Source organism: Butyrivibrio sp. YAB3001 (assembly GCF_900112195.1).
Classification (GTDB): Bacteria; Bacillota; Clostridia; order Lachnospirales; family Lachnospiraceae; genus Butyrivibrio.
Window position 1 is genome coordinate 55,591 of record NZ_FOKR01000006.1, and the last position, 21,311, is coordinate 76,901.

General features: G+C 39.6%; 18 protein-coding genes and 1 tRNA gene. 1 reads left to right on the forward strand and 18 read right to left on the reverse strand.

Annotated elements, in window-relative coordinates; all coding sequences use genetic code 11:
- Positions 1–51 precede the first annotated feature (51 nt).
- The 13 genes from BM086_RS08255 to BM086_RS08315 form a co-directional block, all read right to left on the reverse strand.
- Positions 52–876, reverse strand: a complete 825-nt coding sequence (locus tag BM086_RS08255; protein ID WP_092325546.1) for a flagellar hook-basal body protein — start codon at positions 874–876, stop codon at positions 52–54.
- Between the two features lie 163 nt (positions 877–1,039).
- Positions 1,040–1,870, reverse strand: a complete 831-nt coding sequence (locus BM086_RS08260; RefSeq protein ID WP_092325547.1) for a flagellar hook-basal body protein — start codon at positions 1,868–1,870, stop codon at positions 1,040–1,042.
- Between the two features lie 160 nt (positions 1,871–2,030).
- A complete protein-coding gene (locus BM086_RS08265) occupies positions 2,031–3,023 on the reverse strand; it encodes a rod shape-determining protein (RefSeq protein WP_092325548.1) in 993 nt (330 codons plus the stop codon).
- A gap of 236 nt (positions 3,024–3,259) precedes the next feature.
- Complete coding sequence (gene uvrA, locus BM086_RS08270) at positions 3,260–6,133, reverse strand: excinuclease ABC subunit UvrA (protein ID WP_092325693.1); 2,874 nt, start codon at positions 6,131–6,133, stop codon at positions 3,260–3,262.
- 27 nt (positions 6,134–6,160) lie between these two features.
- Positions 6,161–8,155, reverse strand: coding sequence for an excinuclease ABC subunit UvrB (uvrB, locus tag BM086_RS08275; RefSeq protein WP_092325549.1), 1,995 nt, complete (start codon positions 8,153–8,155; stop codon positions 6,161–6,163).
- A 106-nt stretch (positions 8,156–8,261) separates the two neighbouring features.
- A complete protein-coding gene (locus BM086_RS08280; RefSeq protein WP_141107719.1) occupies positions 8,262–8,504 on the reverse strand; it encodes a hypothetical protein in 243 nt (80 codons plus the stop codon).
- A complete protein-coding gene (locus tag BM086_RS08285) occupies positions 8,425–9,474 on the reverse strand; it encodes a serine/threonine protein kinase (RefSeq protein ID WP_092325551.1) in 1,050 nt (349 codons plus the stop codon). The genes BM086_RS08280 and BM086_RS08285 overlap by 80 nt, the downstream gene beginning before the upstream one ends.
- A gap of 28 nt (positions 9,475–9,502) precedes the next feature.
- Positions 9,503–10,285 carry a PP2C family protein-serine/threonine phosphatase gene (locus BM086_RS08290; protein ID WP_175560167.1) on the reverse strand — a complete coding sequence of 261 codons (783 nt, stop codon included), beginning with the start codon at positions 10,283–10,285 and terminating at the stop codon, positions 9,503–9,505.
- A gap of 133 nt (positions 10,286–10,418) precedes the next feature.
- On the reverse strand, positions 10,419–11,714 hold the full coding sequence (locus tag BM086_RS08295) for a S41 family peptidase (RefSeq protein ID WP_092325553.1): 1,296 nt from the start codon (positions 11,712–11,714) through the stop codon (positions 10,419–10,421).
- A gap of 21 nt (positions 11,715–11,735) precedes the next feature.
- Positions 11,736–12,956: a murein hydrolase activator EnvC family protein gene (locus BM086_RS08300; RefSeq protein WP_092325554.1), complete on the reverse strand. Its 1,221-nt coding sequence runs from the start codon at positions 12,954–12,956 to the stop codon at positions 11,736–11,738.
- Positions 12,957–13,013: 57 nt separating this feature from the next.
- Entirely contained in the window at positions 13,014–13,910 is an 897-nt protein-coding gene (gene ftsX, locus BM086_RS08305; RefSeq protein WP_092325555.1) for a permease-like cell division protein FtsX, read from the reverse strand.
- On the reverse strand, positions 13,900–14,640 hold the full coding sequence (ftsE, locus tag BM086_RS08310) for a cell division ATP-binding protein FtsE (RefSeq protein ID WP_175560168.1): 741 nt from the start codon (positions 14,638–14,640) through the stop codon (positions 13,900–13,902). Before ftsE ends, ftsX begins: the two co-directional genes overlap by 11 nt.
- A 37-nt stretch (positions 14,641–14,677) precedes the next feature.
- Positions 14,678–15,760: a PucR family transcriptional regulator gene (locus BM086_RS08315; protein ID WP_092325556.1), complete on the reverse strand. Its 1,083-nt coding sequence runs from the start codon at positions 15,758–15,760 to the stop codon at positions 14,678–14,680.
- Positions 15,761–16,040: 280 nt separating this feature from the next.
- Between BM086_RS08315 and BM086_RS08320 the strand changes: the two genes are divergently transcribed.
- Entirely contained in the window at positions 16,041–16,229 is a 189-nt protein-coding gene (locus BM086_RS08320; RefSeq protein ID WP_092325557.1) for a YjfB family protein, read from the forward strand.
- 60 nt (positions 16,230–16,289) lie between these two features.
- On the opposite strand, the gene BM086_RS08325 is transcribed toward BM086_RS08320, so the two are convergent.
- From BM086_RS08325 to BM086_RS08345, 5 genes are all read right to left on the reverse strand, one after another.
- Entirely contained in the window at positions 16,290–17,213 is a 924-nt protein-coding gene (locus BM086_RS08325) for a CPBP family intramembrane glutamic endopeptidase (RefSeq protein ID WP_092325558.1), read from the reverse strand.
- Positions 17,203–18,036 carry a CvfB family protein gene (locus BM086_RS08330; protein WP_092325559.1) on the reverse strand — a complete coding sequence of 278 codons (834 nt, stop codon included), beginning with the start codon at positions 18,034–18,036 and terminating at the stop codon, positions 17,203–17,205. Before BM086_RS08330 ends, BM086_RS08325 begins: the two co-directional genes overlap by 11 nt.
- 58 nt (positions 18,037–18,094) lie before the next feature.
- Positions 18,095–18,820, reverse strand: a complete 726-nt coding sequence (locus tag BM086_RS08335; protein ID WP_092325560.1) for an acyl-[acyl-carrier-protein] thioesterase — start codon at positions 18,818–18,820, stop codon at positions 18,095–18,097.
- An 83-nt stretch (positions 18,821–18,903) separates the two neighbouring features.
- A tRNA-Gln gene (locus BM086_RS08340) sits at positions 18,904–18,976 on the reverse strand.
- A 213-nt stretch (positions 18,977–19,189) separates the two neighbouring features.
- A complete protein-coding gene (locus BM086_RS08345) occupies positions 19,190–21,301 on the reverse strand; it encodes a glutamine synthetase III family protein (RefSeq protein ID WP_092325561.1) in 2,112 nt (703 codons plus the stop codon).
- Positions 21,302–21,311: the final 10 nt, after the last annotated feature.

Here is a 21,311-nt window from a genome sequence, read left to right on the forward strand (position 1 = left end):
CCCGATAATCAAAATCATAAGACCACTAAAACATCTTAACCATAATCAAAATTATCTCTTAAGTCCGTTAGCTGTCTGCATCATTTCATCGGTAGTCTTAATAGCTGTAGAATTCATTTCATATGCTCTCTGAGCAACGATAAGATTTACCATCTCAGTAGCTACATTTACATTAGAGCCCTCAAGATATCCCTGAACCAGTTCACTCTTCTTTATCTGATTTCCTGCTGTTGACTCGAGAATAGGAGCTCCACTTGCAGCTGTCTCTCTCCATGCAACGCTTCCAACTCTCTCAAGGCCTTCTCTGTTTGTAAACTGCCAAAGTCCAATCTGTTTTCCCTGATCCTGTGGAATTCCCTTATCGTCCGGATAATAAATCTTTCCTTCGCCATCTATTGTAATTCTGCTGGCAACTGCATTGTCCATGGTAATCGGCTGATTGTTAATATCAAGCACAGGATTACCCTCAGCAGTAGTAAGTTCGATCTGTGTTCCACCTGATGTAACAAGCGCCCAAGTAAAATTACCATTTCTGGTATATATGGTATCACCATTAGCATCCTGATATCCAAAGAATCCATCACCGCTTATAGCTAAAGCAGCAGGATTATCATTATTTAAAAGTGATCCCTGACTAAAAAACTGATTTATGGAAGAAGTGCGAACGCCAAGACCAACCTGAGAAGTTACAGGTTTGGGCGAACCGTTTGCTGTAGTTGTTACAGTCTGAAGTTCCTGATACAAAAGAGACTTAAACTGCGCGCCCTGAGCCTTATATCCGGTAGAGTTAACATTTGCCAAATTATTAGAAATAGTGTCAACATTTGTCTGCTGAGCATTCATACCAGTTGCAGCTGACCATAAGCTTCTTACCATAAGCTACCTCCAAATACCAGTTATGCTTTCTTATCGTCCTCCATGACTGATAATCAACACATCTCTTTTTTCATGTACTATATCGTCTGTTGTTCTTCCTTAATTTATTAAGAAACTATAAACTTTATTGCAAACAACAGATTACTTAGTCACTTACTATGCATCAAAGCTTGCCAAGCTGCCCGGCAGCAATTTCCAAGGTACTGTCAATTGTTGTTATCATCTTCTGATTGGTATCATAATTTCTCTGTACTGCGATCATATTCACCATTTCATCAACAATCGAGACATTCGACTGTTCCAGAAATCCCGCATAGACTGAATAATTTTCTGAAGCTTCTGCATTTCCATCATCTACCGGGTAAAAGAAATTTTCACCATAGTGCTCCAAAGTATCGTAGCTTATTCTTCCATCTGGATAAGTAGTCTTCTCAAAATCAAACACACCGATTTTTGCAACTACTGCTCCATCCTGCATGATCTCACCCTGAGTATTCACCGTTACAGGAATATTAGGATCAAGCTGTATATGGGAACCTCCATCAGAAAGCACAAAATCACCATCCTGTGTAACAAGCACACCCTCAGTGTTCAGGGTAAAATTACCATCTCTTGTATACATTGTGGAAGTTTCACCCGCAGTATCTTTTTGAATATTAACTGCTTTATTAGTGTGTTCCACAGCAAAAAAGCCATATCCACTGATAGCGAAATCGAAGGTATTGTTAGTTTCCTTCATTGGTCCTTCGCTCCAGTCGACATAGCCTTCTCCAATTTTCACACCAGGATTAATAATGCCCAATCCACGTGCTGTATGTGGGGCATCTGTATAATCCTTTATTTTAAGCGCCAGCTGGTCTTTGAAAGACTGAGCTGTAGCGCCTTCTTTTTTATATCCATTAGTGTTGGCATTAGCAAGATTGTTAGTAAGCACATCCATTCTGTGCTGTTCATTGATCATTCCAGTGTAAGCTGTGTATAGACCTTTAACCATGCAATATCCCTCATACCATCCTGGTCTTATCTGCGCGCATTCAATCCTTGAATGCCAAAGCTTTTTAGCTGTAAACGGTTATATTAACACCATGCGCAGAAAACCAGAGAGTTATCGCATTACCACACCTGCGTGATTCACTGATTCAATCAGTAAATTCTTAATCTTCGTGATATCCAACAATAAACTCGACATAACGACCAGTTCCAATAGCAACTGCTGTCATTGGATCCTCTGCTGTCATAGTATTGATACCAGTTTTTGAATAGATAAGATCCTCAAGACCACGAAGAAGTGCTCCACCACCAGTAAGTACAATTCCTCTGTCAGCAATATCTGCTGCAAGTTCAGGAGGTGTATTTTCAAGCACACTGTGAATAGCCTCGATAATCTGTGATGTAGGTTCTCTAAGAGCTTCCTCTGTCTCTTCTGAAGATACTCTTACCGTCTTAGGAAGACCTGTAACAAGGTTTCTCCCCCTTACATCCATAAAATCTTCTTCTGCGCGAGGGTATGCTGAACCGATCTTGATCTTGATGTCCTCAGCTGTACGATCACCGATAAGAAGATTATGTTTCTTTCTCATATAACGAACGATAGCTTCGTCGAAATCGTCTCCTGCCACTTTAACAGATGTACTTACAACTGTTCCGCCAAGAGAAATAACAGCAATATCAGATGTTCCACCACCTATATCTACGATCATGTTTCCGCAAGGCTTTGTAATATCAATTCCAGCTCCGATAGCAGCAGCTATAGGCTCTTCAATAGTCTTAACTTCTCTTGCGCCACACAATCTTGTAGCATCTTCAACAGCCTTCTTCTCAACCTCAGTAGCTCCGCTGGGAACACATACAGCAATAAAAGGTTTGCGATGGATTCTACGTCCAATAGCCTTCTTGATGAAGTATCTCATCATCTGTTCAGTAATCTTGTAGTTGGAAATAACGCCCTGTCTAAGCGGTCTTACTGCGACGATGTTGCCGGGAGTACGACCAAGCATAAGTCTGGCGTCCTCACCGATTGCCTTTATCTCTTCTGTATCTCTGTCATAAGCAACAACTGATGGTTCCTTTAAAACAACGCCCTTGCCTCTGATATAAACAAGAACAGAAGCTGTTCCCAAATCGATTCCAATATCTGCGTACTGCATAATTCCTTAGTACCCCTTTCAATGTAAAAACAAAACACTAATTGTTTTGATAGTTAGCTCACAATATCATAGAAATTATAAACCAAATCTCATCACTTGAAAAGGGGCACGAAATTCATCCTACAGTTATATCGGCTATAAAATAAATAATCTTTAGAAAAAACGCAAAAATAAGTGTGTTATATTGTTAATTCATAATCGAATTATAAACAAATAACACACTTATCCGTAATTACTTATTTCAGCATTTTCTTAATATACGCACCGGTATAAGATTTTTTACACTTTGCTACTTCTTCAGGTGTTCCAGAGACAACAACCGTGCCACCACCTGAACCGCCCTCAGGCCCCATATCTATTATGTAATCACCTGTCTTTATAACATCAAGGTTATGCTCAATAACAACCACCGTATTTCCCTGCTCAACAAGCTGATGCATTATTTTTACAAGTTTTTGTACATCTGCAAAATGAAGTCCTGTTGTAGGCTCATCAAGTATGTAAACAGTCTTGCCGGTACCAACCTTACTTAATTCAGTAGCAAGTTTAATTCTTTGAGCCTCACCGCCGGAAAGTTCCGTACTTGGCTGACCAAGCTTAATGTATCCAAGGCCTACATCATAAAGAGTCTGTATCTTTCTTTTTATTGTCTTTACGTTTTCAAAGAATGTAAGAGCTTCTTCAACAGTCATATCAAGCACATCATAGATATTTTTCCCTTTGTACTTAACTTCAAGAGTCTCATGGTTATATCTCTTGCCGCCGCACACTTCACACGGCACATATACATCAGGCAAAAAGTGCATCTCAATCTTGATAATTCCATCGCCTCCGCAAGCCTCGCATCTTCCACCTTTGACATTAAAAGAAAATCTTCCCTTCTTGTAGCCTCTTGCCTTGGCATCCGGTGTTCCCGCAAAAAGATCCCTTATCATATCAAAAACGCCTGTGTAAGTGGCAGGATTTGATCTTGGTGTTCTTCCAATAGGTGACTGGTCAATTGCAATGACCTTATCAACCTGCTCCAGCCCCTCAATAGCCTTATGCTTGCCGGGTATACATCTTGCTCTGTTAAGTTCTTTTGCCAAACGCTTGTAAAGAATCTCATTGACCAGAGAACTCTTACCCGATCCTGAAACGCCGGTAACAATCGTCATAACTCCAAGAGGAATCTCAACATCTATATCTTTAAGGTTATTCTCCTTTGCACCTATAACTTTAATAAAACCTGATGGTTTTCTCCTTTCAGAAGGGACTTCAATCTTGAGCTTACCGGATAGATACTGGCCTGTAATCGACTCCTTAACCTTCATGATCTCTTCTGCCGTTCCAACTGCCACGATCTTACCACCATGTGAACCGGCTCCGGGTCCCACATCAACAATATAATCCGCTTCTCTCATAGTATCCTCATCATGTTCAACCACAATAAGGGTATTTCCAAGATCACGAAGATTCTTCAATGTGTTTAAAAGCTTGTCATTGTCCCTCTGATGAAGGCCAATACTTGGTTCATCAAGGATATAGCAGACGCCGCAAAGTCCTGAACCTATCTGTGTTGCAAGCCTTATTCTCTGTGCTTCGCCGCCTGACAATGTACCTGTAGCTCGTGACAAAGATAAATAATCAAGTCCCACATCAATCAAAAATCCTACTCTTGCCCTGATTTCTTTTAGAACCTGCGCTCCGATAACCATCTGATGTTCTGATAAATTAAGATTTTCAAGATATTCATGAAGCTCCTTTATTGACATCGAAGTAATCTCAAAAATATTCTTGTCATCAATGGTTACCGCCAGAGATTCCTTTTTAAGACGCTGACCTCCGCATAAAGGACAAGGAGTTATTCTCATAAACTCTTCATACTCAGCCTTCATATTCTCAGAAAAGGTCTCTTTATATCTCTGTTCAACATTTTTTATAAGTCCGTCAAAAAGAACAGGATAATCGCCAACGCCCCTGCTGCCTTCATAATGAACATTAACTGACCTGTCAGCTCCGTAGACAAGCATATGTCTAACTTTTTCAGGTAAATCCTCGTAAGGTGTATCAAGACTAAATTTATATTCTTTGGCAAGAGCTCTCAGCGTAGCATTTGTAAAGCTTCCTTCCTTGTTAGAAGACTGCCATCCCATAACTACGATACAGCCATCATTGATAGATAGCTTTTTATCCGGAATCATAAGATCCTCATCAAATTCCATCTTATATCCAAGCCCAAAACAATCAGGACAAGCGCCAAACGGATTATTAAAAGAAAAGCTTCTTGGTTCAATTTCAGGTACACTAACACCACAGTCAGGACATGCAAAATTCTGGCTAAAGCTAAGTTCCTTACCATCTACAACATCAACAATAAGCAAGCCGTCAGCAAGTGCAAGCGCACTTTCAACCGAATCTGTAAGTCTTCGTCTTAAATTCTCATTATCCTGATGAACAACGATTCTATCTACAATGATCTCTATTGAATGTTTTATATTTTTATCAAGCTTTATCTCTTCTGAAAGATCATACTGACTTCCATCAATTCTGGCTCTCACATATCCCGCTCTTTTTGCCCTGTCAAGAGTTTTGGCATGCTCACCCTTCTTTCCCCTTACAACCGGAGCAAGTATCTGAAGCTTTGTCCCCTCTTCAAGCATCAAAATCTGGTCGCACATTTCATCAACTGTCTGACGCCTTATCTCACGACCGCAATTGGGACAATGAGGAATTCCAATCCTTGCGTAAAGAAGTCTGAAATGATCATATATTTCTGTAACTGTTCCCACCGTAGACCTTGGATTTTTGTTGGTAGACTTCTGGTCTATTGAAATTGTGGGAGACAGTCCCTCAATCCGCTCAACATTTGGCTTATCCATCTGACCAAGAAACATTCTCGCATAAGAAGACAGTGATTCCATATACCTTCTCTGCCCTTCAGCAAAAATAGTATCAAATGCAAGCGATGATTTGCCTGAACCCGAAAGACCTGTAAAAACAGTGAGAGTTCCTCTTGGTATCTTAACACTTACATTCTTAAGATTATGCTCATTAGCCCCACGAACCCTGATGTAATCATGTATATCAGATGGTAATATTCTCTTTGTAGTTGTATTCTTTTTTGTCATCTTATTATCTGACATATTGCTCTCCTATCACTTTCCCTCTGTCATCTCATTCAGAAGCTTTTTAAGCTCTATCATCTGGTCTCTAAGCGTAGCTGCCGTCTCAAAGTCAAGTTCGGTAGCAGCCTTCTTCATCTTCTTCTGAACCTGCCCTATAAGTTTCTCAAGTTCTTCCTGATTCATCGACTCAGGATCCTTTTCAAATTTAACTTCTTCCTTGGCAACAGCCTTGGTAACTGCAATCAGATCCCTTACTGCCTTTTTGATTGTTTGAGGCGTAATGCCATGTTCCTCATTATACTTCTGCTGAATTGCACGTCTTCTCTTAGTCTCCTCAATAGCCTTATTCATTGAATCAGTCATATTGTCAGCATACATTATGACTCTTCCCTCAGCATTTCTCGCAGCTCGCCCGATTGTCTGGATCAAGGAAGTTTCCGACCTCAAAAAGCCCTCTTTATCAGCATCAATTATCGCCACAAGAGAGATTTCCGGAATATCAAGCCCTTCCCTTAAAAGATTGATTCCCACAAGAACATCGAACACATCCAGTCTCATATCTCTTATTATCTCAGCGCGCTCTAAAGTATCTATATCCGAATGCAGATACTTAACTCTTATTCCGGATTCAGCAAGATATTCTGTCAGATCTTCCGCCATACGTTTGGTAAGTGTTGTTACCAGAACTTTATTCTTTTTATCAATTTCTTTGCGAATCTCACTGATGAGATCATCAATCTGCCCATCTACAGGTTTCACAGTTACTTCCGGATCCAAAAGGCCTGTTGGACGAATCACTTGTTCAGTTCTTAAAAGTTCGTGTTCCTCCTCATATTTCCCCGGTGTTGCAGAGCAAAAAAGCATCTGGTCAATATGGGACTCAAACTCTTCAAAATTGAGCGGTCTGTTATCAAGAGCTGACGGAAGTCTGAAACCATAGTCAACCAGTGTAAGTTTCCTGCTCCTGTCGCCATGGTACATAGCTCCTACCTGAGGAATAGTCATATGTGATTCGTCTACTATAATCAAGAAATCATTTTCAAAGAAATCAAGGAGTGTGAGCGGTGGCTCTCCCGGCTTCATAAAATTAAGATGTCTCGAATAATTCTCAATACCTGAGCAAAAGCCTGTCTCTCTCATCATTTCAAGATCAAAATTTGTTCTTTCAGATATTCTCTGTGCCTCGATCAGTCTGTCTTCACCCTTGAAGAATTTAATCTGTTCCTCAAGTTCTTTTTCAATGTTATCGCAAGCCTTATTTATTTTTTCCTGCGGAACGACATAATGGGAAGCAGGGTATATCATGACATGGGAGAGCTCATTTTTAACCTTTGCTGTGACAGGTTCTATTTCGCATATTCTGTCAATCTCATCTCCAAAAAACTCTACTCTTATCAGATAATCATCTGCATTTGCAGGAAAAATCTCTATTGTGTCACCGCGAACTCTGAAATTACACCTGTTAAGCTCCATATCATTTCTTGAATACTGTATTGCAACCAGCTCTTTTATAGTCTCATCCCTGTCTTTCTGCATTCCGGGACGCAATGAAATAGACATCCCCTTAAATTCCTCAGGGCTTCCCAGACCATAAATACATGACACACTCGCAACAACAATGACATCTTTTCTCTCAGCAAGCGAAGCCGTAGCTGATAGTCTAAGCTTATCAATCTCATCATTGATGGCTGAATCCTTGGCTATATATGTATCCGTCTGCGGTACATACGCCTCCGGCTGGTAATAGTCATAGTAGGATACAAAGTATTCAACCGCATTTTCCGGGAAAAATTCCTTCATTTCTCCATATAACTGCCCTGCCAGCGTCTTATTGTGGGAAATTATCAGTGTAGGTTTATTCAAAGCCGCAATTACATTAGCCATGGTAAAAGTCTTACCAGAGCCGGTAACACCAAGAAGTGTCTCGAACTGATTTCCTGCTTTAAATCCGTCAACCAATTCTTTTATTGCCTGTGGCTGGTCACCTGTAGGTTTAAATTCCGAATGCAAAACAAATTTATCCATAAAAAATGCTATGCCTCTCATCAAATCTTTTTTCTGATTTATTTAGCATAGCAGATTATATTTTAATTGTATAGATGTAAAGCGAACTTTTGTTCGTCAGTTATACTCACTCCACATTTATTGAGTCATAGGTATAAACAAGATCCTGTTCAATCACGAATTCGCCCTCAAAGAACTCTTCTTTATACTCGGTGGTCTCAAGAAGTCTTGTGGTACACATAGCAGCAGTTGCCCTGCCTTCGCTTGTTTTTACAGGCTCTTCACCATGATCAGTAAGAATGCTGACCATTCCCAGAATAGCTGACAGTGCTATCAGTATTATCGTAAATGTATAAAGAAACGACGCCATCTTTTTCTCCTTTTTTATCAATCATCTCTTCAATTCTCGTTTTTGCATTTGCAATCCTCCCAAGTACAGCCGGGATACGCAGATTCATATCATTCTCTGCCATTTTAAATAACAAAGGCACTTTCGGCGTACCAAAAGAGATCATCAATGATGCAACAGCTGAAATGCTTGCAAGCTTTACCCACATTGCAGCTTTTCTCTTAATCTGTCTCTTAGGAAAGTCATTTAAGGCATCCTCAATTTCTCTCGCAGACTTAAACCTGTCATCTCTGTCAGGTCGTGTGCATTTATCTATGATGTGCATAAATTCGGAAGATATGCCCTTTACACCATTTTGCTTATAATTCGCAACTGCTTCAGTATCTTTTGTATCAACTCCCGATACAAGCTGTAAAAGCATCATCCCAAAACAGTAAATATCTGTCCTTGGATCAGTCTGCCCTAGATTCCCGAATTGCTCCGGCGCTGCAAAGCCAAGAGTTCCAAGATTAACCGTATCAGAACAATCCGAATATCTATATATTCGAGCCGCGCCAAAATCAATCAGCGACACGTGACCGTTTGGCTTCAAAACAACATTTGCCGGTTTCAGATCTCTATAAATCACAGGCTCTCTAAGTCCATGAAGATACCTTAAAATTGCAATTACTTCCTTCGCAATTACAAGTGCTTCTTTTTCTTTAAAAACACCTTCTGCAAGCATTACCTTCTCAAGACTCTTGCCGGGGACATATTCAAGAACAATCTCATCATCCCTGCTCTCGATAAGTTTTGGAATTGCAGGATGTTTTAGTTTTCCAAGAATTCGCGCTTCGTTTTCAAGACTTTTTTTCACATGGATATCGTATCCCATCTCGCCGGCTCTGCACTTTTTTACGGTAACTTTTTGTCCGGTTTCCAGGTCTTTTCCCATAAAAACAGTACTGTTGCCTCCCTGCCCCAGCTGCTTTATTATTCTATATCTGCTCATACATACCTCTCATTTACATAAATTACGATCAGTACGCCAAACTTATTGCCGCAACCGAAATATTATCTTCCTCATTTCTCTCTATTGCCAAATCTGCAAGTTTTCTGCATTGATTAAGCATTTCTTCATCAGTGACGCACATCTGAGGGCAGAGTTTTTTTCTCATATCTTCTGTGCCAAGTTTTCTCCAAAAGCCATCACTGCACGCAATTATTGTAGTGTTCCCCTCTAATCTTCCACGCCTTATTTCAGGTATCGGTGCTCTGGAAGTTCCTATACACTGCAAAAGAACGCTTTTTTCCTCATCACTTGCAGCCTCATTTTCTGTTATCATTCCTTTGTCCAGTTTATCCTGTACCACACTCTGATCCTTGGTCAAAAGAGTTACACCATTTCCTTTTATCTCGTAGATTCTCGAATCACCAATATTCATCAAAATGTACTCAGCTCCCATCTGCAAAAAAGCTGTCAAAGTTGTCCCAAGCTGAATATTTCTGTGTTTACCATATTTTCTAAGATCACTGTTAATACGCAGCACAATTCTCCTGAGGGAATTCTCATAAGCTTCCCACAATTCTTTTTCCGGAAGGCTCTGCAGAAGGCATAATTCCTCATGAAACCATGATTCTAATGTTCTTATAGCCTTGCAGCTTGCAACTTCACCCTTGGAGAGTCCCCCCATCCCATCACATACCGCAACCAGTGAAATCCTCCCATGTCTTTTGGTATTTGCAACTTTTATCAGCGCCGCGTCCTGATTTATCTTTCTGGTCTGACCAATATCAGACAAAATACATGCTTTAACTTTCATAACTTCCTTTCTTTCGCCAAACATAAAACCAAATTTCTAAAAATGGAATCAATGCTCGAACTGAGCAATAAAAAATTTGAAAAAAAAGACTGTGCCAAAACTGACACAGTCATGTATGTTACTATTTATGTTTTTATTTGTCAAGCAAATCTTTCATTACTTCGATTCCCTTATCAAGCTGGGTATCGGTCTTATCTTCTGCATAAGCTTCGGAATCAAAATCAACCTCCACATCAGGTTCTATTCCCACTCCGTGAATATTTATTCCGTTTGGTGTAAAGTAACTGCTTACCGTTATCTTCACAGCCGTACCATCTCTCAGGTCAAAGATTCTTTGCACAATTCCCTTACCATAAGTCGTCTTTCCGACAAGTTTGCCAAGCTTATAATCCTTGATAGCTCCGGAAAGAATCTCAGATGCGCTGGCAGAATACTGATTAACAAGAACTACCACCGGAATATCTATCTGTTTTGTTCCATCGCAGGTATAGTTCTCTCTTTTCCCGTCTCTGTCCTCAGTATAAACAATAAGTCCCTCCGGCAATAATTCTCTTGCTATATCGCAAACAGTAGATAGATTTCCTCCCGGATTAGACCTAAGGTCAATTATAAGCCCTTTGATATCTTTAGATCTTAATTCAGTCATCCCCTCTACAAACTGATTGTAGGTAACATCATCAAACTCACTAATCTTAATATAGCCTATATTATCATCATAAACTTCAGTACTTACAGTAGGCACTTCAATCTGTGCTCTGATAACATCAACTTCGATATTATCAGCTTCTCCCGTCCTTACCAGAGTTAAATGCACCTTTGTTCCGGCTTCACCCTTTATGCGGCTTACTACTTCATCCAAAGATAAGCCCTGTGTGGACTCATTATCCACTTCATAAATAATATCATCAATGCACAACTTGGCCTGTTCTGCAGGGCTTCCAGGCATAACGCCTGATATTCTTGCCATCTTTAATGTGGAATCATAGCTGACATATGCACCAATTCCAAAATAAATACCCTTGGTGTCATTCATCATTTCTTCAAGCTCCGATTCAGTGTAATACACTGTGTAAGGATCGCCCAAAGAATCCATAAGCCCTTTATAAATACCATCGGCTTCTGCCTGCTTATCAACCTCAGTTTTGTAATAGTAATTATCAATCACACTTTCCAGTGATTGAATCTTTAGCATTAATTCATCAGTTATCAGGTCACTGCTTCCAGCAGTCAACGCAGGACTGTCCTTCCTGCCGGAATAAACCAAAAACAAAGCAACTCCACTGATAACCAACGAAGAAACTAAAACCCCGATAAGAATTCCTGAAATAAATCGTCTTGTTAATCTGGAATTATTTTCTTTTTCAGCCTGCTTGAGCTGTTCAACATTAATTACCTGATTCTGATCCTGATCATTATAGTTAAAATCCACTTTTTTAACCTCTGTTTTCTTTTACTTAAGATAATTCCAAGGGCTGACATATGCTCCATTTAAGCGTACTCCAAAATGGAGATGATTACCAGTAGACCTTCCGGTGGAACCTACAGCTGCAATCTTGGTTCCCGCGGTCACGTCCTGTCCCTTCTTTACGTAAAGAGCTGAGCAGTGCATATATACTGTATAGAGGCCATTACCATGATTTATCATAATATAATTACCCATGGTTCCATTATAATCCGCTGCAACGACAGCCCCGTCATATGCTGCAAGAATAGCGGATCCCGCAGGTGCTGCAAGGTCAATACCATTATGCATCTTCTCAACTTTCAGAGTCGGATGCATTCTCATTCCATAATTATCAGAAATTCTGGTATACTTCGGGCATGGCCAGGTGAACATACCGCCATCATACTTGTATTTGCTGTAAAGTGATGCCTTATCTGCTTCAACTTCCTTTTCAAGAGCGGCAATAGCTGCATTTTCAGCCTTGATCTCATCTTCGTATTCTTTGATCGCTGCTTCCTTATCTTTTATATCGGCTTTTACAGAAGATAATTCATCACTTTTTTGTTTAAGTAGCGCCTCAAGATTTGCCTGTTCAGATTCTCTTTGATTTTTTGCCTCATCAAGAGTTGCTTTTTCCTCAATAAGAGCTTCTTTTGTAAGTGTAATAAGTCTTGTTGTTTCTATGTATTCATTAAGCTTTTGTCTGTCATAAGAAGAAAGCATTTCAATATAATCCGCTTTGTTCAGCATATCAGCAAAACTTCCGGATTGTATCAAAAGTTCAAAATAAATAGTATTGCCACGTTCATACATGAACTTGATTCTCTTCTTCATCGACTCATACTGATTAAGCTGAATAAACTCAGCTTCCTCAAGTTCTCTCGTTGTGGTATCGATCTGCTGCTCTTTTTCAGAAATCTGATTGGTAAGATTATCAATCTTTTCCTGTACATCAGTCAGCGATGCGTCAATCTTACTGATATAATTGTTAAGATCAGACTTGCTGCTTTCAAGCTGTTTTTTTACTTTTTCCAGATCCGTCTTCGCACTTTTCAAAGAATCTCTTTCTTTTTTGGCATTAGAAATCTGATTTTCCTTAGCTTTGATACTCTCCTCAGTAACATCAGCCTTAGATACGATCACAGTCCTGTCGTTCAAAAAAGTAAGCAAAATCACAAAAAGAATTCCATATACTATTATTTTTTTCCACTTAAATAATCTATTCAAATCAGCTCAACTTCCTGTCAATATTTATAGTTACTGTTCAGTCACTCCAATAACTAATCAAACATGTAAGTGTTTTCTTACAGTTGTGAAACTACCAAAGAAACCAATTCCAATTCCGATAATAAACGAGATTGGAACAAGCTTATTGTAAATTACATCGACAGGCAGAAAATTCAATAATGAACTAAGCATCGAAAATTTGGATGCTACATAACCGATTGCCTTTGTATAAACAAAATAAACAATAACAAGCGGAATAACAGAACCGATAACTCCAATAAGAATACCCTCGACAACGAACGGCGCTCTTACAAAGAAGTCCGTCGCACCAATGTATTTCATAATGTTGATCTCATCCTTACGGACTGAAATACCCATTGTGACTGTATTGCTTATAAGGAATATAGAAACCAGTAAAAGTATCACAATAATACCAACTGAAACATACGCAATAAGCTTGTTGATGCCGCTAAGTGTATTGGCCGTTACTTCCGAACGGTTAACAGACCTTACTACGCTTATGGATTCCGCATAGGTTACCAGTGCTCCCTGCATGGAAACATCATTCAAATAAATCTGAAGATTGGCTGAATCTGCAAGAGGGTTCTCAGTAAAGCCATCAGCATACTCTCCAAGATATTCGTCCTTAAAGCTCTGCCATGCAGCCTCCGCTGAGATATACTCAATAGTTCTTACCTCAGAACGCCTTTCCAGATCACTCTTCACCGCCAGAATCTGGTCCTCAGTAGTCCCTTCATTAAAAAACACAGTTACTGAAACCCCTTCTTCTGCCGTTTTTACCACATGCTGGAAATTGGTAATTATCGAATAAAAAATACCAAACAAAAAAAGGCAAGCGCTTATAGTGGCCACTGATGCAAGTGTGTACCACTTATTTCTGCCGAGATTTTTAAAACCTTGTCCAATAGTGTAAAAGAAACTACTAATCCTCATCGATGTACATACCTTCTTCCTCGTCCTCTATAATGACGCCCTTTTTCATGGTGATAACTCTTTTCTTCATGGCATTAACAATTTCTCTGTTATGCGTTACCACGATAACAGTTGTGCCATTTTCATTGATCTGCTCCATTAATTTCATGATTTCCCATGAATTATTAGGGTCAAGGTTTCCGGTAGGCTCATCCGCCAAAAGAATTGTAGGCTTATTGACCAAAGCCCTCGCCAGTGCAACTCTCTGTTGCTCGCCTCCTGATAACTGGTTTATTTTATTTTTATATTTGCCCGCAAGATTGACGGTCGCCAGTATTGAAGGCACATTTCTCTTTATCTCTCTTGCAGGTGTCTGTACGATTCTCTGGGCAAAAGCCACATTCTCGTAGACATTCCTGTCCTTGAGCAGTCTGAAATCCTGGAAAACTATGCCTAGATTTCTCCTGAACTTAGGAATCTTGTGATGCTTGATACGTTTTAGATTATATCCTAAAACCGTAATCTCTCCGTCAGTCGGAACAAGCTCTCGTAGCAATAGCTTTATAAGCGTTGATTTGCCCGAACCACTGTCACCAACTATAAAAACAAATTCACCCCTCTTAATGTGAAGGGTGATTCCATTTAATGCAGGCGCACCCGTAGAATAAGATTTGGTCACGTTTTCAAGCGTGATAACCTCATCCTCCGGTATCTGCCTGCTCATTCTTTTTCTTTTATATGCTCTTTCCATAATACTCCCCCGAAAATGGTCATTAGTATAAAACTAATCAGGTAAATTTCTCCATATATTTCATGTACCTGACAACCATAAGCGCAATCTTAAAAGTGATCGCATCATCAAAAACTCTCAAATCCAGTCCTGTACTCTTTTGCAGCTTGTCCAGTCTGTAAACCAGTGTATTACGATGAATGAAAAGCTGCCTTGAAGTCTCTGAAACATTAAGACTGTTCTCAAAAAATTTATCAATAGTAGTAAGTGTCTCCTGGTCAAAATCATCAGGATTTCTTCCGCCAAATATCTCCTTAATGAACATCTTGCAAAGTGGTATTGGTAATTGGTAGATAAGTCTTCCAATTCCTAATTCACTGTAACAGATTACCTTTCTATCATCAAAGAATATCTTTCCGACATCAAGAGCCATCTTGGCTTCTTTATAAGATCTGCTGACTTCCTTGATTTCCCCGACAACTGTTCCATATGCTACTCTTACACCGCTCAGTCCTTCTTTTTCAAGGGTTGTGAGCATTTCCTCTGCAGCTTTGGATATATCTGATGGTTTCATGATGTCACTAACATCTTTTACCACTATTACGTTATCTTCGTCAACCTCAGTAACAAAGTCATTGCCATTTCCAAAGAAAGTTCTTGTAAGCTCAAGGGCATTATTATCCCTACCATTGACTGACTCGATTATCATTGCAACTCTTTTGGCATCGGTCTGAATATGCAATTTCTTAGCTCTGCTGTAAATATCAACCAAAAGCAGGTTATCCAGCAAAAGATTCTTGATAAAGTTATCCTTGTCAAAGCGCTCCTTATATGCAACAAGAAGGCTCTGTATCTGATATGCTATCATCTTGCCAAGCATATAGGTATTCTCGCCGCTTCCGGTACATACTAAAATATACTCAAGCTGCTGTTCATCATATATTTTAAAATACTGGTATCCCTGTATTTCCTGAGAATCTGCAGGAGAACCCACAAAATCCCTGGCTGAAGCAGAAACATTTCCAATATCTGATACAGTGGATGCCACTTCCTTTCCGTCTATATCCAGCACGCAAAGCTCAACATGCGCAATTGTTTTAAGCCCATCGATTGTATTCTGGAGAATCTGGTTTGAAATCATTTGTCACTCTTTCTGCAGTAAAAAGCACTGCGATAATAAAAACTAATGACATTTTAATATAAATGTACAAAAAAATCTAGCATCACAAAGGCGTTTTTTGTACATTTTTTTAGTTTCTTGGTAAAATCTCACAAAAACCAATTTGCTTTTTTGGTATGAGAAAGCAGTAAAGATGCATTAATCTTTTAAATCTACTTGCCGATATAAACACAAAGATAAAGTGAAAAGGTGCACAGAATGGTCATCATTCTGGTAAGTATTACGCACAGGAGGTGTTTTTATGGATATTCCCGCTTTATCAATGGCTCTATCTCAGAACAAACTCCTGAATGACGTTGGCGTGGCTATGCTGTCCAAGAGTCTGGATACTATGGAGAGCGCTGGAGAAGCGCTAGTATCAACTATAGACTCCGCAGCAGAATTGTCAGTAAATCCAGATATTGGCGCCAATTTCGATATCAGGATCTGAGACCATTCGAATAGAGGCACCCGTAGTCTCATGACTACGGGTGCCTTGTTGTTAATACTTTTATATTCTTAATGTAAATATCATATAACTTACGCATATCACAATTGCAATGGCAAGTGGCAAGGTCAAAAGTTTGTATCCCTGTTTCTTACACCCCGGAATACTGTTTATAAATTCAAGCCTTCCCTCTATTGAAGCTATTTTCCTCATTATCACCACTGCAATAACCGTGAAAATCGCCGCAATTATAAATAAATAAACATGATATATAATTGTTGAGATTGTTCCGTCAAAAAAATCAAGATAATCAGATGCCATCTCAGAAGCGCTGCTCATAACATCTCTTGATGAAAACATCATAACCACTTCAACAGTATTGAAAACAGCATGTGCAATAAATGATGAGAGTACACTTCCCGTTGCTTCAACCAAAAGTGCAAGCATTATTCCCATAACTGCTCCATATGCAAACTGGTTAAAATTCATATGCATCATTCCAAACAACACAGAAGACAAAACAATTGAACCAATTATTCTTCCTGTCCTCTGATATGACTGTAAGATAACACCTCTAAAAACAATTTCCTCAACAAATGGTCCAAAAATACCTATTGCAAGGATCATGCTCCACATCGGCATGGCAAGCACATCCTGACTTATTGCAGATACTGTGTTTTCCACAAAAAGCATGGATACTGAATTCACAAATGCCACAAGCGGAAAAAGAGCAAAAACATATACAACTATAAGAAACAATGACGATATTCTTATCTTATGAAACGGGATGAGGGTAGATAATTTCTCTCCGCTGTAAAGGACTGCCGCAACTGCAGGTATCAGCACAACTCCTTCACTCAAAACATTGTTCATAAGAATAGAAATACTGCTTCCACCGCTAAGATACCACAGTGAAATCACCACTACCAGACCAATAGTCGAAAGAATCATGTATAGAAACGCTCTGTTTGCTCTCTTATAATTCATCTATCGAATCCTCGTTTATCACTATTTTCTTTTCCTTAAGAAGTCTTCCAACTGCACGTTTAAACTCATTTTTACTCATCTGAGTTCTTTCTCTTATAAGAGCAGGATCAGCTTTGTCAGTAAAAGGAAGCTTTCCTCCGTTTTGGTGGATCATATCCATAAGTTTCTGCGCATCTGCATCCATCTGAAGATATGCCTTTTCGCGAAGGCTAAGGTCAAGCCTTCCGTCGTCTTTTACAGATGTAATCCTCGCATTTACTACATCACCTATCTTAACATCACCATATAATTCTTTCTTAGGTATAAGTCCTGAATAAATATCGTCCACAGCGACAAATGCACCAAAGTTATCGCTAAGCTCATAAACAGTGCCCATGACTTTATCATCTTTGGAATATGGGCTGTCACTGCGAAGGTATGGATATACGTTCATAGTTACTGCAAGCCTTCCGCTCTTGTCAACGTAAAGTGCGCAAAGAACTTCTTCTCCTGCCTTAACCTTTCGTGTCTGCTCTCTAAATGGCATGAGAACATCTTTTTCAAGCCCCCAGTCCATAAAAGCGCCAATTTTGCAGAGTTCCTTAACCTTAAGCATTCTGACATCACCAACCATAATCTTAGGTGTTTTAGTTGTTGCTATAAGTCTGTCAGAAGAGTCTTTATAAATAAACACCTCAATCTTTGAACCTACTGAAGTGTTTGCCGGCACCTGCTTTACTGGTAAAAGAACCTTATCCTCAGGTGTATTCTCTTCTGCCAGGTAAACTCCGAAGTCAACCTTTTTTACAACTGTTAGTTCCTGCTTCTCGCCAATTTTAATCATATGTCTTTTCCGTCCTTTCAATCCACATGCTGATCCACATGCTCCTATTATCATAATATCAAATTGTTTTAAACTGTACCACACAAACAGGTGATGCATTTCCATCATTAAGGCTCACCGTATATATGCTGTAACCATCACTTGAAGTTCTAATAAGCTCAGGATAAAGAGTATCTCCAAGAACTGCCTGTTTCTTATACTCTGCTCTCATAGAAGTGATATTTTTAGCATTATCAGAAAGACAATCCATCGCCATTCTGATGTACTGACCATTATTCACATGATTATTGGTGTCAAGGTGATGTTTCCTTACCAATATCTCTTCACAGGAAAGTCTTTCCCCCTCCGGAACAGCAATCTTACGATTCTCATAAACCATATCAAGTTTTTCTTCGACCGGGTAAGCCTCAATTATTTCAGGTGTAACCCTGCAAGGCAATCCCTTTTCAAAATCGTATAGAGTCCACACAGAATTTGCCACTGCAAGCCTCTCACCTTCATATGTATCCATAAAAAAGTTTCGAAGCCCAAGCGGGCCTTTTATCATATACGGCACTGTACCAATTGTAACTTCCTCACACAGCCTTGGAAGCCTGTTTATCTCAATCTGCCACGAAGAAAGCACCCAGGCAATATTTCTTTCCCTGAGATATTCCATTGTCGCCGGACCATCCTGCGTCTGAAATGTTGAACAGTCCTGAAAATAATCTATCAATGATTCAAGGGTAAGAATCGCATTACTGTCCACTTCACTGTATCTGATTCTTGAATTAAAGCTGTACATTTGTTTCCTCCCAAAAAGCCTTTGAACAAATCATTTTCTCATATAACGAAAAAAACGAGATTGTTTCCAATCTCGTTTCTTAGCTGGGCTAGAAGGATTCGAACCTTCGTAATGACGGAGTCAGAGTCCGTTGCCTTACCGCTTGGCGATAGCCCATCGGACAAGAATTAATTATACGCATATTCTTCTAAAAATGCAAGCACTTTTTTCAAAAAATTATATTTTTTTAATGAACTATTCCATAAAATTGCTGTTGCCCAATATACCAATATTGAACAACAGCACTATTATCACTCTTTCATTATTGCTGAAACACGGCAGTAAATACGCATCTATGCAGTTTCAATCAAAATAAAGTCAATCCAAGATTCAGCCCTCAAATAATAGATCAGCGTATGTAGGGAATGGCCAGTCTTTTTTGTCAACAAGCATCTCAAGCTGGTCTGCTGGTTCTCTAAGTGCTGCCATAACAGGTCTTACCTCATCTTTATAGAAGAAAGCAAGCTCTCTCTGATCCTGAATTGCTGAAGCTTTTTTCTCAAGAGTCTTCAATTCATCCAAAGCCTTTTTCATCTTTGAAAGGTTGATCTGGATTTCTTTCAACTCTTCAGTCTCAACTGAAGCATCTATTCCGGCTGCAGTAATAGCATTTACATCAGTAGCAAGTCTTCCTGCATATTTCATAACTGCAGGGATGATCTGCTTGGAAGCCATATCAATCATAGTAAGAGCTTCAATATTGATTGTCTTTGCATAGTTTTCAAAAATGATTTCTCTTCTTGACTCAAGCTCTGTCTTGGTATAAACCCCAAAATCCTCAAAAAGATTTATAGCTTTCTTGGTAACAAGCATATCTGCCGCTTCAATAGTTGATGCTATATTAGGCAGCCCTCTCCTTGCAGCTTCTTCAAGCCATGCTTCTGAATATCCGTCTCCATTAAAAATAATTCTCTGATGATCTGTAAGATATTCTTTAATAAGATCATGCACAGCCTCGTCAAAATTCTCAGCCACTTCAAGCTTGTCAGCAGCTTCACAGAAAGCCTGCGCAACAATTGTATTAAGTGTTGTGTTAGAGCTTGCCATTGAATCTGATGAGCCAACCATTCTGAACTCAAACTTATTTCCAGTAAAAGCAAATGGTGATGTACGGTTTCTGTCTGTTGCATCCTTCTCAAACTGAGGCAAAGTTGAAACGCCGGTTCTGAGCTTTCCGCCTTTTTTACTTGATTTAGCAACACCTGTCTCAATGAGCTGTCTTACAACATCCTCAAGCTGTTCTCCAAGGAAAACTGAGATAATTGCAGGCGGAGCTTCATTTGCGCCAAGTCTGTGGTCATTCCCAACATCCGCAGCACTTTGTCTTAAAAGATCTGCGTGTGTATCAACCGCTTTAAGAATACATGCAAGAACAAACAAAAACTGAATATTCTTGTTAGGAGTATCACCCGGATCAAGAAGATTTATACCATCATCGGTGCAAAGAGACCAGTTATCATGCTTACCTGATCCATTAACACCAGCAAAAGGCTTCTCATGCAAAAGACATCTCATATGATGATGCTCAGCAACTCTCTTCATAGTTTCCATAATGATCTGGTTATGATCGACAGCTATATTTGCAGTCTCATAAACCGGAGCAAGCTCATGCTGTCCTGGTGCAACCTCGTTGTGCTGTGTCTTATCAGGAACGCCAAGTTTCCAAAGTTCCACATTAAGGTCATTCATGAACTCTCCAACTTTTTCACGAATAACACCAAAATAATGATCCTCCATCTCCTGCCCCTTAGGAGCCGGTGCGCCAAACAGTGTTCTTCCTGTAAAAATAAGATCCTCTCTCTTCATGGATTTATCCCAATCCACAAGGAAATACTCCTGCTCAGGACCTACAGATACGTTTACTTTAGTTGCTGTTGTATTGCCGAAAAGTCTGACGATACGGAGTGCCTGCTTATTAATAGCCTCCATAGAACGAAGAAGGGGAGTCTTTTTATCAAGTGCCTCTCCTGTATATGAACAAAAAGCTGTAGGAATGCAAAGTGTTACTCCGGCACCCGATTCCTTTAAAAATGCCGGTGATGTAATGTCCCAGGTTGTATAACCTCTTGCCTCAAATGTTGCACGAAGTCCTCCCGATGGGAAAGATGATGCGTCAGGCTCACCCTTTATAAGTTCTTTTCCGGAAAAAGAAGTTATCATCCTGCCATCTTTATCAGCAGAGCCAACAAAAGAATCATGCTTCTCAGCAGTTATTCCTGTCAGTGGCTGAAACCAATGTGTATAATGTGTGGCGCCATTTTCCACAGCCCACTCTTTCATAGCATTTGCCACCACATCGGCAGATTCTTTAGAAAGCTCACCACCATGCTCTGTTACGCTTACTACCTCTTTGTAAACATTTTTGGGAAGGCGCTCTCTCATCTTAGAAAGAGTAAAAACATTCTGCCCAAAAATCTCTTCAACATTCACTTTGTTCCCCATTTAGGTCTTG

Coding starts and splice junctions, on each gene's coding strand:
- uvrB (WP_092325549.1), bottom strand. CDS start 8,155: ATGGATAAATTTGTTTTGCATTCGGAATTTAAACCTACAGGTGACCAG.
- ftsX (WP_092325555.1), bottom strand. CDS start 13,910: ATGAGGATTAGTAGTTTCTTTTACACTATTGGACAAGGTTTTAAAAAT.
- uvrA (WP_092325693.1), bottom strand. CDS start 6,133: ATGACAAAAAAGAATACAACTACAAAGAGAATATTACCATCTGATATA.
- BM086_RS08290 (WP_175560167.1), bottom strand. CDS start 10,285: ATGAAAGTTAAAGCATGTATTTTGTCTGATATTGGTCAGACCAGAAAG.
- BM086_RS08345 (WP_092325561.1), bottom strand. CDS start 21,301: ATGGGGAACAAAGTGAATGTTGAAGAGATTTTTGGGCAGAATGTTTTT.
- BM086_RS08255 (WP_092325546.1), bottom strand. CDS start 876: ATGGTAAGAAGCTTATGGTCAGCTGCAACTGGTATGAATGCTCAGCAG.
- BM086_RS08335 (WP_092325560.1), bottom strand. CDS start 18,820: ATGTACAGCTTTAATTCAAGAATCAGATACAGTGAAGTGGACAGTAAT.
- BM086_RS08320 (WP_092325557.1), top strand. CDS start 16,041: ATGGATATTCCCGCTTTATCAATGGCTCTATCTCAGAACAAACTCCTG.
- BM086_RS08285 (WP_092325551.1), bottom strand. CDS start 9,474: ATGAGCAGATATAGAATAATAAAGCAGCTGGGGCAGGGAGGCAACAGT.
- BM086_RS08315 (WP_092325556.1), bottom strand. CDS start 15,760: ATGATTTCAAACCAGATTCTCCAGAATACAATCGATGGGCTTAAAACA.
- BM086_RS08265 (WP_092325548.1), bottom strand. CDS start 3,023: ATGCAGTACGCAGATATTGGAATCGATTTGGGAACAGCTTCTGTTCTT.
- BM086_RS08280 (WP_141107719.1), bottom strand. CDS start 8,504: ATGGCGTCGTTTCTTTATACATTTACGATAATACTGATAGCACTGTCA.
- BM086_RS08330 (WP_092325559.1), bottom strand. CDS start 18,036: ATGATTAAAATTGGCGAGAAGCAGGAACTAACAGTTGTAAAAAAGGTT.
- ftsE (WP_175560168.1), bottom strand. CDS start 14,640: ATGGAAAGAGCATATAAAAGAAAAAGAATGAGCAGGCAGATACCGGAG.
- BM086_RS08260 (WP_092325547.1), bottom strand. CDS start 1,870: ATGGTTAAAGGTCTATACACAGCTTACACTGGAATGATCAATGAACAG.
- BM086_RS08325 (WP_092325558.1), bottom strand. CDS start 17,213: ATGAATTATAAGAGAGCAAACAGAGCGTTTCTATACATGATTCTTTCG.